General features: G+C 27.7%; 12 protein-coding genes and 1 other RNA gene. All 13 read right to left on the bottom strand.

What is annotated here, in order from left to right:
- Nucleotides 1-235 precede the first annotated feature (235 nt).
- Entirely contained in the window at nucleotides 236-1,315 is a 1,080-nt protein-coding gene (locus KMP11_RS03335) for an ABC transporter substrate-binding protein (RefSeq protein WP_215756493.1), read from the bottom strand.
- A 1-nt stretch (nucleotide 1,316) separates the two neighbouring features.
- Nucleotides 1,317-2,123 (bottom strand): ABC transporter permease, encoded by an 807-nt coding sequence (locus tag KMP11_RS03330; protein ID WP_215756492.1) that lies wholly within the window; start codon nucleotides 2,121-2,123, stop codon nucleotides 1,317-1,319.
- Entirely contained in the window at nucleotides 2,123-2,884 is a 762-nt protein-coding gene (locus tag KMP11_RS03325; RefSeq protein WP_253195979.1) for an ABC transporter permease, read from the bottom strand. The genes KMP11_RS03330 and KMP11_RS03325 overlap by 1 nt, the downstream gene beginning before the upstream one ends.
- Nucleotides 2,885-2,937: 53 nt before the next feature.
- Nucleotides 2,938-4,026, bottom strand: coding sequence for an ABC transporter ATP-binding protein (locus KMP11_RS03320; RefSeq protein WP_216280102.1), 1,089 nt, complete (start codon nucleotides 4,024-4,026; stop codon nucleotides 2,938-2,940).
- 9 nt (nucleotides 4,027-4,035) lie between these two features.
- Nucleotides 4,036-4,581: a helix-turn-helix domain-containing protein gene (locus KMP11_RS03315; RefSeq protein WP_215756489.1), complete on the bottom strand. Its 546-nt coding sequence runs from the start codon at nucleotides 4,579-4,581 to the stop codon at nucleotides 4,036-4,038.
- A gap of 201 nt (nucleotides 4,582-4,782) precedes the next feature.
- Nucleotides 4,783-5,139, bottom strand: a transfer-messenger RNA (tmRNA) gene (gene ssrA / locus KMP11_RS03310).
- A gap of 76 nt (nucleotides 5,140-5,215) precedes the next feature.
- Nucleotides 5,216-6,310 (bottom strand): cell division protein FtsZ, encoded by a 1,095-nt coding sequence (gene ftsZ / locus KMP11_RS03305; protein WP_215756488.1) that lies wholly within the window; start codon nucleotides 6,308-6,310, stop codon nucleotides 5,216-5,218.
- Nucleotides 6,311-6,331: 21 nt separating this feature from the next.
- Nucleotides 6,332-7,681 (bottom strand): cell division protein FtsA, encoded by a 1,350-nt coding sequence (ftsA, locus tag KMP11_RS03300; RefSeq protein WP_253195978.1) that lies wholly within the window; start codon nucleotides 7,679-7,681, stop codon nucleotides 6,332-6,334.
- Between the two features lie 209 nt (nucleotides 7,682-7,890).
- The gene (locus tag KMP11_RS03295; RefSeq protein ID WP_216280100.1) at nucleotides 7,891-8,736 is read right to left on the bottom strand and encodes a cell division protein FtsQ/DivIB; all 846 of its coding nucleotides are present in this window, start codon (nucleotides 8,734-8,736) and stop codon (nucleotides 7,891-7,893) included.
- A 1-nt stretch (nucleotide 8,737) separates the two neighbouring features.
- On the bottom strand, nucleotides 8,738-10,102 hold the full coding sequence (gene murD, locus KMP11_RS03290; RefSeq protein ID WP_216280099.1) for a UDP-N-acetylmuramoyl-L-alanine--D-glutamate ligase: 1,365 nt from the start codon (nucleotides 10,100-10,102) through the stop codon (nucleotides 8,738-8,740).
- Entirely contained in the window at nucleotides 10,102-11,076 is a 975-nt protein-coding gene (gene mraY, locus KMP11_RS03285) for a phospho-N-acetylmuramoyl-pentapeptide-transferase (protein ID WP_215756484.1), read from the bottom strand. Before mraY ends, murD begins: the two co-directional genes overlap by 1 nt.
- A 10-nt stretch (nucleotides 11,077-11,086) precedes the next feature.
- Entirely contained in the window at nucleotides 11,087-13,294 is a 2,208-nt protein-coding gene (locus KMP11_RS03280; RefSeq protein WP_216280098.1) for a penicillin-binding transpeptidase domain-containing protein, read from the bottom strand.
- Nucleotides 13,295-13,621, bottom strand: coding sequence for a cell division protein FtsL (locus tag KMP11_RS03275; protein ID WP_215756482.1), 327 nt, complete (start codon nucleotides 13,619-13,621; stop codon nucleotides 13,295-13,297).
- Between the last annotated feature and the right edge of the window lie 9 nt (nucleotides 13,622-13,630).

Raw genomic sequence — 13,630 nt, 5'->3', positions numbered from 1 at the left:
CATATTTCTAATGTTTTTTAAATTATCATAATAAAATATCTCATACTAAATATTTAGCATGAGATATTTTTGTTTAATATATTCTTATAATTTTTATTTTTAATAATTTATTTTATATTTATTATTTTATAAAAAATTCTATTGATAAATATTTTAAAACTAAATTTACAAACATAAACTGAATTTCAATTTTTTTATAATTATAAAATTAATTTAGTATGCACAATTTATAGAACTAAGGTCTATTAATATTTATTTTAAATTCTAAAAACAAATCATTTTGCATTTGAACAATTTTTTGACTTTGTGCGTCATATACTTCTAAATGATTCATTGTTTCTTCACTAGGATAAAATTGCTCATCTGAAGTAATTTCTTCACCTAATATCTCATAAGCGTCCAAAATAGGTGTAGCATAGCCAACAAATTCAGCATTTTTAGCAGCATTTTCTGGTCTTAAAATAAAATCTATAAATTTATGGGCTGCTTCTACATTTTTTGCTACTTTTGGAATTACCATATTATCAAACCAAATGTTGCTTCCTTCTTTAGGAACTGAATAAACTAATTTTTCATTTTCTGCTATCATCTGTGCAGCACTTCCAGAATAAGTAATTGCAACTTTGGCATCTTCATTGACCATTAACATAGTTTTTTCATCATTGTTAATAGCTTTTATATTAGCCCCCATCAACTCTAATTTTTTCTCTGCCAACTTTAATTTTATTTCATCAGTTTCATTTACTGATTCGCCTTGCGATTGCAAAGATAAACCTAACATTTCCCTTGCTCCATCTATGAGTATTACTTCATTTTTAAGACGTTCGTCCCAAAGGTCATCCCATTTTTCAAATTTTTGGTCTTTATCAAGCAAGTCTGGATTATAAATTATTCCAAGAGTTCCCCAAAAATAAGGAATTGAATATTTATTATTCATATCAAAACTTTTATTTAATAACTCTGGATTTATTTTATTAAAATTTGTTAATTTAGATTTATCTATTTCTTGTAACAAATTAAAATCTATCATTTTTTTAATCATATAATCAGAGGGTACAACTAAATCATAAGAAGTTGAACCTGATTTTAACTTAGTTAATAGAGCCTCATTAGAATCAAAAGTTTCATATATTACTTCAATACCAGTTTCTTCAGTAAATTTTTTAAGCAAATCCGGAGAAATGTATTCTCCCCAATTAAAAATAGTGAGTGTGTTTTGACTTCCTGCTTGTGAAGAATCTATATAAGTTCTACTTTCTAGCAATCCGATACATAATAAAATAATTGATATGGCTGAAACTACTAATTTTTTCATATTATCTAGTTACCTCCTTTTTTAATTTACTCATACTAATTACATAGTAAATTAATACGGCAATTATAACAAATAATGTTATTACTGTTGAAAGTGCATTTATCTGCAAATTAATTCCTTGTCTTGCCATAGAATAAATTTCCACAGATAAAGTTTGGAATCCATTACCAGTTACAAAAAAAGTAACAGCAAAATCATCTAATGAATAAGTAAGTCCCATAAAAAATCCTGCTAAAATTCCTGGGGTTATATAGGGGATAATTACCTTAGTTATAACTTGTGGATAAGTTGCTCCCAAATCAACCGCGGCATCAATCATTGAAATAGGCATTTCATATAATTTTGGTAAAACCATTAAAACTACTATCGGAACACTAAAGGCAATATGAGAAATTAAAACTGACCAAAATCCTTGTAAACTTTCTAATCCTAACTTGTCAGATATAAAAGTAAACACCAATAAAAAAGAACAACCAATAATAACATCAGGACTAACTATTAAAATATTATTTCCTACTAAATAAGAATTTTTAAATTTATTAGTTTTTAAAGAAAATATTCCTAAAGCTCCTAAAGTTCCTAATACTGCTGAAAAAATACCGCAAAGTAAGGCAATAACTATGGTGTTAATGAGTATAACTATCATTCTAGTATTTTCTATTAACTCTTTGTAATGAATAAAAGAAAAATCTTCAAATACAACCATTGTTTTTCCTGAACTAAAAGAAAAATAAGCCAAATAAATAATAGGAATATATAAAATAACAAAGACAAGTATTAAATATAATTTTGATAGTATATTTTTCATTATTTTTTTACTCCTATCCTATTTTTATTATTTGTTAAAACCATAATTACTCCCATTACTATAATTAAGAATACTGCTATTGTAGAACCTAATCCTACATTTTGAGTAACTAAAAAATGTTCTTCAATAGCTGTTCCTAAATTGATAATTTTATTACCTGCAATAAGCCTTGTAATCATAAATATAGAAAGTGCAGGTATAAAGGTTACCTGAATACCGGTTTTTACACCCTCAATACTAAGTGGTAAAATTATTTTTGTAAATGTTGTTTTTAAGTCTGCCCCCAAGTCATAAGAAGCATCTATAAAATTTTTATTAATACCAGCAACAGAATTATAAATAGGCAGTAACATAAATGGTAAAAATATATAACTAGCTACAAAAATAAAACCAAATGAATTGAATAATAAATTTTGAGTTCCAATACCGATAAATTCTAAAAATGAATTAATCGCTCCATGTTTACCAAATAATCCTATAAAGGCATAAGTTTTTAAAAGTATATTTATCCAAGTAGGTAAGATAATTAGTAATAACAATATTTCTTTGTATTTACTTCTGCTAATTATAAAAGCAAGTGGATAACTAAGTATTAAACAAACTAAAGTTACTAAAAAAGCATACCAAAAACTATAAAAAGTCATCCACATATAAGTTTTACCAAAAAATTCTGTATAATTTAATAATGTAAAATTCCCTTGAGTATCTTTAAAAGAATAATATACTATAAGTCCTATTGGAAAAACTACGAACACCAACATCCATAACGCGTAAGGAACAATAAAAAATGAACGTATCTTTTTATCAAACACTTTTATTCCTCCTCTTCGTATGCTTCTAAACGTGCATCAAACTCTTCTTCTGTTTCTCCAGGAACCATGATATGAATTGCTTCTGGTTCAAAATCAAGAGCAACAGCTTTTCCTACTTCTGCTACTTTTGTAGAGTGAACTATCCACTCATTATATTGATCATCTAAGCAACAAATTTCATAATGAACTCCTCTAAATAGTTGGGTATCTACAACAACTTTTATTTTTCCTTTTTCTACTGAAGTAATTTCTAAATCTTCTGGACGGATTACAACTTCAACTCTTTTATTTTTAGGTAAGCCCGCATCTACACATTCATATTCTTTGCCGTATATTTCAACTAAATAATCTTCTAACATTACCGCATTTACTATATTAGATTCGCCAATAAAATCAGCAACAAATCTATTTACTGGTTCGTCGTAAATATCTAAAGGACTACCACTTTGTTGAATTTCTCCATTATTCATTACAAAAATATAATCGCTCATTGCCAATGCTTCTTCTTGGTCATGAGTTACATAAATAAATGTTATACCTGTTTGTTGTTGTAATTCACGTAATTCATATTGCATTTCTTGGCGAAGTTTTAAATCCAAAGCTGATAACGATTCATCTAACAAAATTATTTCAGGTTTATTTACTATGGCTCTAGCAATAGCAACACGTTGTTTTTGCCCTCCACTCATTTCAGAAATTTCACGTTTTTCAAAATCAGATAAGTTTACTAATTTTAAAGCTTGTTTTACTTTTTTTTCTATTATTTCTTTTTTTTCATTTTTTACCTTTAATCCAAAAGCAATATTTTCAAAAACATTCATGTGAGGAAATAAGGCATAGTCTTGAAATACAGTATTTACTTGACGTAAATTTGCTGAAACATCATTAACAACTTTTCCAGAAATTTTTACTTGACCACTTGTAGGTTGTAAGAAACCACCAATTAATTTTAGAATTGTACTTTTACCACAACCACTGGGGCCTAATAATGTGTAAAATTTTCCTTTTTCAATTTCTAAATCAATATTTTTTAAAACTTTATTATTACCAAAAGACATTGATACATCTTTAAATTCAACAATATTTGTCATTTTTTCCTCCTATAAATATGAATTTGTCGCTACTATTAATACTTTACACTCATCTTCAAAAGGATTTGATAAGGTATGATTATCCGTAGCCGTAAAATAAAATGTTTCGTTGGTATCTGCAACATATTCTTTTTCACCAAAGGTCAACATACATTTTCCTTTTAAGATATAGCACAAAGTGTCCGATTCAGATGGAGAAAAAGTTTTATAACTACTCTTACTTGATAAGGTCAATATCAAAGACTCCATCTCTTTTTCATTTGATTCTGGCACCAGCCAATTCAATTTATAATAATCATCTGTTTCTTCATAAAGTGTTTGATTTTCTTTTTTATAAAGAATTTGTTGTTCTGCACTTTTTTTATCAAAAAAATCTTTTGGTTCGCAACCTAATACTTGAAGTATATCAAAAAAAGTTTCCATCGATGGAGATGATAAGTCTCTTTCTATTTGGGATATATAACCCTTAGATAAATCTGTTCTTTCTCCTAATTCTTCTTGAGTTAATCCTTTTTGAATACGTAATTTTTTTAATCTATAGCCTATTGAATACATTTTTCTCCTTTTAGTTTAGTATTAAAAAACTTTATGTATACTTAGTTAAGTATAATAAAACTTATTGTTTATAAAGTTTAGTAAAACAAAACTTATTGTTTATTTTTAACAAGAATTATTTTATATTATTTTTTTAAAAAAATCAATACTTTATTTATAAAATAAAAAAATATCTATTTTCATATTATGAAAATAGATATTTTATGGAGATGGCGGGATTTGAACCCGCGTCCAAAAACACCTCTATTTAACTTCTACACGTTTAGTTTACCTATTAAATTTAATTTTTTACTTATGCCAGTAAACAGGCTGTAAAAAACGAGTTTGATTAAATTCTTACTTATCACTGCAAACGGAAGTAATAAATTATAGACTATTATTAAATGAACCAGTTATATTAGTCATAGTCAAACCAATTAACCAGCCTTTAGCAATTAAGCTGCTAAAGCTAATGATTTATTGTTGTCAGTTATATTTAAACTGTTTCGTTTTTAAAGAGCCGAGCCTCTTACGTGCAATCAAACAGACCAATGCCCCTGTCGAATCCTAAACATCCCCCGAATATAACTTTGTTATTATAACATACTTTCAAAAAAAAGTGAAGAAACTAAATAGTTCTTCACCTAAATTAATATTACAATTCTCTTCTTCTTGTTCTACGAGGACGAGGAAACATTTCTGATTCTGTTTCGTCTTTAGCGTAATTACTTGTAAATGATGTTGATGCAATGTTAGCTCTTTGAGATAAATCTCTATCATTTTTATCTTCATCAAAACCAGTAGCAATTACAGTAACAATTATTTCATCAGTTTGCTCTAATTCTTCATTTATAACTGTACCAAAAATCATGTTTACTTCTTCATCACTAGCTTCTTGAACTATACTTGCAGCTGCTTGTGCTTCAAATAAACTTAACGATGGTCCACCTGTGATATTTAATAATACTCCTTTTGCTCCTACAATTGAAGTTTCTAGTAAAGGAGACGAAATTGCTTTTTTAGCGGCTTCAACAGCTCTGTTTTCTCCAGAAGCTACACCAATGCCCATTAGGGCTGACCCTTGATCTGACATAATAGCTTTAACATCAGCGAAGTCTAAATTAACTGCACCCGATACATTTATTAAATCAGAAATACCTTGAACACCTTGGCGTAAAATATTATCTGCTTCTAAAAAGGCCTGCATCATAGGAGTAGATTTATCTACAATATCAAGTAATCTTTCGTTAGGAATTACAATAAGTGTATCAACTGCTCCCTTAAGCGCATTAATCCCAGCTGTTGATTGTACTTGACGTTTTTTACCTTCAAAATTGAATGGACGTGTAACAACACCAACTGTCAAAGCTCCTAATTGTTTGGCTACACTAGCAACTATAGGTGCGGCACCAGTACCAGTTCCTCCTCCCATTCCAGAAGTAACAAATACCATATCTGCACCTTCTAAAGCGGCTTCTATTTTATCTTTTGTTTCTTCTGCTGCTTTGCGTCCTATTTCAGGATTCGCTCCAGCTCCTAACCCTTTTGTAAGTTTTTCTCCTATTTGAATTCTTACATCTGCTTTTGAACGTCTTAAAGCTTGTGCATCTGTATTAATTGTAATAAATTCTACATTTTGCAAACCACTTTCAACCATTCTGTCAACGGCGTTACCACCGCCACCACCAACACCCACTACTTTAATATTGGCTGTTTGCCCAAATTCGCTATCTAAAAAGCTATTTACCATTATAATTTATCCTCCTAAATCTTATTCAAAGAATGAACTGTATTTTTTTCTAAATTTTCCAAAAACACTTGCTTCTTCTTTTTCTTCATAATATTCATCTTCATAATATTCATCTGAATTTTTGTCTGTTTCAACTGAAGATACTCCAATTTCTTCTATTTCCTCTAAGTCTTCAAATACTGTATTTGTACTTTCTTTTATTATAGCCACCTCAGCAAAACTTTGATATCCAAATAATTTTTCTATATTGTAACTACTTGTTAGGGTTCCAACTGCTACTGATAATTCTGGAGAATTTGCTCCTATTATTTTTGGAGTGCCAATTCTAACATTCATTTTTTTCAACATATCACGTGCTAATTCTAATACACCAGGCATTAATGTTGTCCCACCAGTTAATACAACATTTCCTTTTACTCTATTTATACCAAATTTTCTTAAAACGTCAAAAGCTCTAAGCATTATTTCTTCAACTATTTCTTCTATATAATCAGATAGTTCTTTTTGAGTAAAGGGTTCTTCGTCAGCTTCTAAATTATCTAAGTCTATTATTATATCACTAGATGCTAAATCATAAAAACTATGACCTTGATTATGTTTTATTTCTTCAGCTTTTTTAAATGAAACATTTAAAACATCAGAAATCATACGAGTAATATCATCTCCAGCAAGTTCTATAGATTGAGATAATTGTAATATATTGTCTTCATAATAACTTACAGTTGTTAATCCTGCTCCAATATCAATTATAACCGAACCATAATCTCTTTCTTCGTCACTTATAAGAAGTTCCCCCAATGAATGAGAAGTTATAAAAGTTTCATTACAGTCAACTCTTAATTTTTCTATACTTTTATAAATAGTATGTAAATGTGTTTTTGATGTCATAACTCTATTTCCAGTAACCTCAAAAGCATGATGCCCTGTCATACCTTTTGGTTGGGTAATATGCTCTATATCATCAACTCTATAATAATCAGGAATTATCTGAACTACTTCTCTTTCTTTTGGTAAAGGAAGAACTTTTGCTTCTTCGATTACCTCTTCTATGTCTCTTCCGTCAATATCGTGTTTATTATCAAATTTAATTTCAGCTACACTTTTCTTAATATGAGTGTGAATACTTGGAACTGCTACATAAAGAGATCTAATATCTTTATTAGCTTCACTTTTAGCCATATCTAATGCTTTTTCTATATCTTTTGCGGCTGTTTCCACATCAACTATATTGCCTCGTTTTATAGCATTAGTTTTAACAATACCAACACCCAATATATTTAATTTTTCATAAACTACATCAGCTATTATTACTTTTATACTAGATGAGCCAAGATCAAGTGCAGTGTACAATTGTGAACTCAAGTTAGACACTCCTTCCTTAAAATTTCCCATTATTTTATAATGAAATTGACACTATTACGCCAATTATTATTACATACAATAGATTATAACATAAAACAATTAAAAAAAGTACGAAAATACAAATTTTTTTTTAATTTTTTTATATTTTTACACACTTGTAATAAAAAGACGTACCCTGTTGAGTGACTTTCTATTACAAGATTTTATATATTTATTGTTTAATTAGTTTTTGTTGAATTATTTTTTATATTTATATTATTTTTTAATAAATTATTAATTTTTGACTCTTTTTGAGTTATAGTTTTTTCAGTTTCTACATAAGCTCCATTGACTAAATTTAAGGTTGTATTAGTCTTATCTGTTATGTGTTTTTCCATTTCAAAATAATAATTTAATTTCTCTGAAAAAATTGATGTAGTTACCTTAACTTTTTGACCATCTCTCATATATATTATGGATAAATCTTTATTATGTTTATCTGGTGTTATTTCTGAAATTTGAGATAAAACTTCCACCTTTAAGTTTGAAAGATTATTTAAAATTTCATTCTTTTTAAATTCTTCATTGTTAAAATTTTCAATAATAGGCAAACTATTACTGTTGCTTACCTTACCTACATATATTTGACCATCAGACATTAATACACTATAAGAATTATCCTCATTTTTTTCCAAAGCTAATAATTTTTTTTCTTTTATTGCAATAGTTATAGTTTGAAAATATTCTTTTTGAATATTAACTTCAGATACAATATTATATTTTTTTAATATTATATCTTTTACATTATCTTCATCAACTTCCCAAATTTTAACATTATTATTTATTCCTACTTCATTTAATAAATTTTCTTTTTCTACCTGGACATTACCTTGTAAATTAATGTTTTTTAATTTTACTAGGCTACTGTTGAAAAATATAAATATAGCAGATAAGATTGTTAATATTGATAATAGTATAGTTGTTTCTTTTTTTCTTTTGTTTTTGTATTTATCTACAGCGCTTATAAACTTCTTTTTACGTTCTGCCTTGTACAAAAAGTTATTTTTATTAAATTTTAAATTCATTTTAATTCAACTCTTTATTTTTTATTTTATTAAAGGTATCAATAAATTCTTGACCTCTTACTTCAAAATTTTTATACTGATCCCAAGAGGCACAAGCGGGAGAAAGCAATACTGTGTCTCCATTTTCAGATTTTTTAAAAGCTATGATAGTAGCATTATCAACTTTACTAGCTTCAATATACTTAATATTATTTTTTTTAGCAAGATTTATAAGGATATTCTTACTTTCTCCGAAACATATAAGCAACTTAACTTTATGCAATTCAGAAGCAAGTTCTTGAAAATTTATTCCCCTATCTTTACCACCTGCAATTAAAATAACATTTCTTTCAAAACCTGATAGAGCTTTTAGTGTAGACACAGGATTAGTTGCTTTTGAATCATTATAATATTTTACACCATCTATGTCTCCAATATACTGCAGTCTATGCTCCACTCCTATAAAATTATACACAATTTTCTGAATATCAGCAATAGATACATTTTCTAATATAGCTACAATAGTAGCATTTATTATGTTTTCTAAATTATGTTGGCCTGGAAGTTTTACTTTTGATATTTCAAATATATCGGTATTCTTATATTTTAACCAGCCAGATTCAACATAAGCATCTGCGTTTTTATCATTTTTACTGCTATAATAAATTATATTTGCATTTATCTTTTCTACTTCATAATTATTTTTATCTTGTATATTTAAAACTAAAAAATCATTTTTATCTTGATTTTTAAATATCCTTTTTTTTATATTTTGATAATTTTCTTTACTACCGTGATAATCTAAATGTGCCTCTCCTAAATTTGTAATAAGGCTTATATATGGCTTGAATTTCTCTGTTCCATTAAGTTGAAAAGAAGATATTTCTGTAACTAAAATTGTATCTTCTCCATTTTCATAAGCTACCTCTATGGCAGGAAATCCAATATTACCCGCTAATTTGACTTTTTTATTTTTTAGACTTAACATCTCATAAATTAGTTTAGCAGTTGTTGTTTTCCCATTAGTTCCCGTTATGCCTATTATTCTATTATTAAAAAGTAAACTTGTTAGTTCTATTTCTGTTATTATTGGAATATTTTTATTTTTTGCTGTTTCTAGTATTTCTATATTATAAGGTATTCCTGGATTTTTAACTATTAAATCTATTTTATCTAATAAAGATAGATGGTGTCCTCCAGAGATAAGCTTAACTCCTAATTTTTCTAAACTAAGTGCTTCAGTATCCTCTGATAAATCTTCACTAGCGTTTAAAACAACCTTTACTCCTAATTTAGTTAATACAAGAGCTGTTTTATAGCCACTTCTTGCAAAGCCCAACACTAAAACTACTTTGTTTTTAATTTTTTCTAATTCTTCAATGTTCATTACACTACTCCTAAATAATAACCTATAAGCGAAGATATACAAGCTATTATTACAAATAAATATACTGTTTTAACTTCCCCATAACCTGATAATTCAAAGTGATGATGAAGTGGTGCCATTTTAAATATTCTTTTCCCTGTTTTTTTAAAGTATATAACCTGAATCATAACTGATATGGTTTCTAATATATATACTAAACCTATAAAAAGAAATGCAATTTCTTTATGTAAAATTATTGATATAGCTGCAAGAATACCACCAAGTGCAAGAGAACCAGTATCCCCCATAAATATTTTTGCTGGTTTTTTATTGAAAATTAAAAATCCAGACAAGCCACCTATTATTGCTAAACAAAATATAAAAATTGGATAATTATTTTCTTTATAGCTAAATAGTAGAAAAACAAATGTTGTAATTATAGTTACACTACTTGCCAATCCGTCAAGACCGTCAGTTAAATTTACTGCATTTGAAAATCCTGTTTGCCAAAAAATAACGAATATCATATATAAGAAATACATATTAATCTTGTAATCTATAAATGGAATATTTATATAATCAACTTCTACATAACTGATTTTTATTAGTATATAAAAAATTGCAGAAAATAAAATTTGTAAAAATAATTTTTTTTTAGGAGATAGTCCATTATTTTTTTTTTTCACAACAATAAGAATATCATCAATATAACCTACAAATGCAAATGACAATGTAGTGTAAATTAAAATAAAGTAATATTTAATATTTTCTACATTGAATATTGAAGCTAAAACTAATGTTAATGTTATTGCTATTATAAAAGATATGCCCCCCATTGTAGGCGTACCTTGTTTTTTTATATGACTTTTAGGGCCTTCTTCTCTAATAGCTTGTCCAAATTTTAATTTGTGCAAATATTTTATTAATCTTGGAAGTGATAATACTGTTACAAAAAATGAAAAAAATAATATTATTATACCAAATTGTATATTCATCTTTTTCTCCTTAAGATAATTTTAATTTTAGTTCTTCATCTGGCTTAATATACTTTCCAGGTAAAATAGATTGTTCTTTTACATAGCCATTCCCTTCAATACTAATTTTTATGTTTGCCAACTCTGCATATCTTAAAACATCAGCTTTTGACCAACCTTTAAAGTTTGGTAAAATGTATTGCGTATCCTCAGTTAATAAAAATACCTTGTCGTTTTTATTAACAATATTGTCAGCAGATGGAAATTGATTTGTTACACTATTTCCAGAACCTAAAACTACTATATTTTTAGTGTTAGTAGATAAATCATTTATACTATTATTAATATTATTACCTATGTAGTTATTTATTGAATAAGTATCTTTTGAAATATTTTCGTTAACTTTTTTTATATTAAGATAGTCTAAGCTACTTTGCATGACTGGATTAAATAATTCTTTTACAGAATTGCTATAAGATTCATTTTCTTTTTTACTCGGTAATTTTATTACTGCATAAACAACTATTTCAGGATTATCACTAGGGGCATAACCTAAAAATGAATGCATAACTTTATATGTACTCTTGTAGTAGACTCCTGTTTCAGGATTAACCACTTCGGCAGTACCAGTTTTACCAGCTACAACATAATCATCTAACCTATATTTTTTACCCCCAGCTGACCATTCTCCATTGACTACTCCATATAATTCTTCCTTAACTCTTTCAGCGGTATTTTTTGATATTGGATTACCAACAATTTCTTTTCGACCCACATTGACATCAATATTTTGGTAATTATCATGTATCCTTTTTACAAAGTAAGGTTTTAACATATTTCCCTCATTCAATATTGCAGTTTCTGCTTGTAACATTTGAATTGGAGTTACTGTACTACCTTGACCAAACACACTTGTAGAAGCTGACACCACATTATTAAAAGCTAATTGTCCTGACGCTTCGTTTTCATACAAAGAGCCAGTTTTTTTACCAAAACCAAATTTTTCAAGACCTAATTTAAATTTATCTCTTCCTAGTTGTTCAAGCATAGTCAACATTAGTGTATTAGAAGATTCTTGAAAACCATGTCTATAAGATATTGTACCCCATCCATTTTTATTATGGTCATATATAGTAGTATCATACACTTTATAGGAACCAGATTTGTAATATTTATTTGGGTCAAATATATTATTTTCCATCATTATTGCAAGAGAAAAAGTCTTCATTGTAGAACCAGGTTCTACAGCTGAATTGAAAACTGCATTTGTCCATGCCTTGTCTAAATTTTCTTTCGTATTAGGATTAAATGCAGGAGTTTGCCCTATACCAAGTATTTCTCCCGTCTTGGCACTCATAACTACTGCAAATGCACTCTCTGGTTCATACTTATCATGAATATCTTTTAGAGTGTTGTCAACAAAACCTTGAATATTTTTATCTATTGTCAGATATAAATCTGCCCCGTTTACAGGTTTTACCTCTGTTGCTGGAATATTAGATACTACTTTCCCCCAAGCATCTCTTGCATAAACTATTCTACCACTCTTACCTCTGAGATAATAATCAAAAACTCTTTCTATACCCAACTTACCAACAATTAAATCACTATCATCACTAGAAGTCTGTGCAAATCCTAAAAAATTTCCTAAAAGAGATCCATTAGGATAATATCTTTTAGTAGTTGTTTCAAATTTTATACCTGGTAGTTTTAAATCTTCTATTTTTCTTTTAGTTTCTACATTAATATCTTTTCCGTAACTTCCAAATTCTACTTGATATGCTTTATCATTTTTTAAAATTTTTTCAATAGCTTCTTTTGATAGATTAATTAATTTAGATAATTCTTCTGCTGTTTTACTTACATCAACAACATGTTTTCTAGGTGCATCATCTTCTAAACCTTCAGAGGCCTTATCAGAAACTACAGCAATAAGTTTATACGATTCAATATTATCTGCTAGAACATTACCATTTCTATCATAAATTTTCCCGCGATTTGGTTCTAATACCGAGTCTATTTTATACTTCTTATCCGCGATTTCAGATAAATTCTTCCCTCTAATAGTTCCCAAAACACTCATTTGACCAATATTATAAATAAGTATCCATACAAAGAAAAAAACAAAAAGAGTTGTAAATATCATTTTTGTTCTTTTTTTAGATATATTTGATTCATTCTCAATACTTTGCTGATCTTCTAAAAATTTTAAAGTTAAAAGTTTTCTTAATTTTCTCAATTATCTCACTACCTTTACATTATCTTTATGTGAAGCCATTCCTAACATTTCTGCGATTTTCTTTACTCTTTCATATGATGACAAGTCATTTATTATAACTCTTTGTTCTTCATTACTACTTTCTATCTTACTAATTTCATTATTATTTTTAGTTTCTAAATTTCTAAGCGAATATATATCACCTACATAACTTAACATAATATATATTGAAACTATTACTGTAATTGGAAAAGCTATATATATGGTTAATTCTGAACGAGTAAGTGAAACCTTTTCTTCAATTTTCTTAACTCCGTATTCTCTACTATATACTTTTAACGTTGCCACTTTTGTTCC

Source organism: Gemella sp. zg-570 (assembly GCF_018866345.1).
In the GTDB taxonomy this organism is placed as follows: domain Bacteria; phylum Bacillota; class Bacilli; order Staphylococcales; family Gemellaceae; genus Gemelliphila.
The sequence above is the reverse complement of the archived record's forward strand: the minus strand, read 5'-3'. Positions and strand labels throughout refer to the sequence as shown.

Bases quoted from the DNA above. Each gene is read 5' to 3' on its own strand.
- KMP11_RS03315 (WP_215756489.1), bottom strand. From the start codon at position 4,581: ATGTATTCAATAGGCTATAGATTAAAAAAATTACGTATTCAAAAAGGA.
- KMP11_RS03325 (WP_253195979.1), bottom strand. From the start codon at position 2,884: ATGTTGGTGTTCGTAGTTTTTCCAATAGGACTTATAGTATATTATTCT.
- KMP11_RS03335 (WP_215756493.1), bottom strand. From the start codon at position 1,315: ATGAAAAAATTAGTAGTTTCAGCCATATCAATTATTTTATTATGTATC.
- KMP11_RS03330 (WP_215756492.1), bottom strand. From the start codon at position 2,123: ATGAAAAATATACTATCAAAATTATATTTAATACTTGTCTTTGTTATT.
- ftsZ (WP_215756488.1), bottom strand. From the start codon at position 6,310: ATGGTAAATAGCTTTTTAGATAGCGAATTTGGGCAAACAGCCAATATT.
- mraY (WP_215756484.1), bottom strand. From the start codon at position 11,076: ATGAATATACAATTTGGTATAATAATATTATTTTTTTCATTTTTTGTA.
- murD (WP_216280099.1), bottom strand. From the start codon at position 10,102: ATGAACATTGAAGAATTAGAAAAAATTAAAAACAAAGTAGTTTTAGTG.
- KMP11_RS03295 (WP_216280100.1), bottom strand. From the start codon at position 8,736: ATGAATTTAAAATTTAATAAAAATAACTTTTTGTACAAGGCAGAACGT.
- KMP11_RS03320 (WP_216280102.1), bottom strand. From the start codon at position 4,026: ATGACAAATATTGTTGAATTTAAAGATGTATCAATGTCTTTTGGTAAT.